This is a genomic window from Rhizobacter sp. P2_H2 (assembly GCF_056403375.1).
Window position 1 is genome coordinate 1 of the sequence record NZ_JBFUFP010001822.1, and the last position, 556, is coordinate 556.

Here is a 556-nt window from a genome sequence, read left to right on the forward strand (position 1 = left end):
GGGTGGGACTCGCATGTCGTGCGAGTGTGTGACGCATTGTCGGTCAACGCGCCGAAAGCGCCCGAAACCCTGGCTATAATCTGAGGCTCAGGCGCTTTAGCTCAGTCGGTTAGAGCGACGGAATCATAATCCGCAGGTCCGGGGTTCGAATCCCTGAAGCGCCACCAAACAAACAAGCCCGCACGAACATCAGGTCGTGCGGGCTTTGTCTTTTCAGCATCTGCGTGTCAAGGCTTGTCCCCGCGCGCCGTGACGTTCCCCATCCCCGACACCGCCCGCCGCACCACCGGGTGCCCCCAGTAGTCGATCTTGCCGGCGCCCGAAATCGCGAGCTGCAGGTCGTCGGTCACCCACAGCTCGGCATTGGCGACACCGCTGATCGCCACCCTCGCGCGCGTGGCCCGCAGCTGATCGGCCACCAGCTTGCCGCGGCCCGAGACGTTCAGCTCGAGTTGCTCGACCCGGCCGGCCAGTTGACCGTCGCCCGCGCCCGAGATGTCGAAATTCACCTGCCGCACCGCGAGCTCGTCGAAGCGCACGCTGCCCGACCCGGAGA

At 65.5% G+C, this 556-nt stretch carries 1 protein-coding gene and 1 tRNA gene; one reads left to right on the top strand and one right to left on the bottom strand.

Features of this window, described 5'->3' with window-relative positions:
* The first annotated feature begins 90 nt into the window (after positions 1-90).
* A tRNA-Met gene (locus AC1D15_RS36415) sits at positions 91-167 on the top strand.
* Between the two features lie 60 nt (positions 168-227).
* On the opposite strand, the gene AC1D15_RS36420 is transcribed toward AC1D15_RS36415, so the two are convergent.
* A partial coding sequence (locus tag AC1D15_RS36420; protein ID WP_477829920.1) for a GIN domain-containing protein occupies positions 228-556 on the bottom strand: 329 nt, incomplete at its 5' end.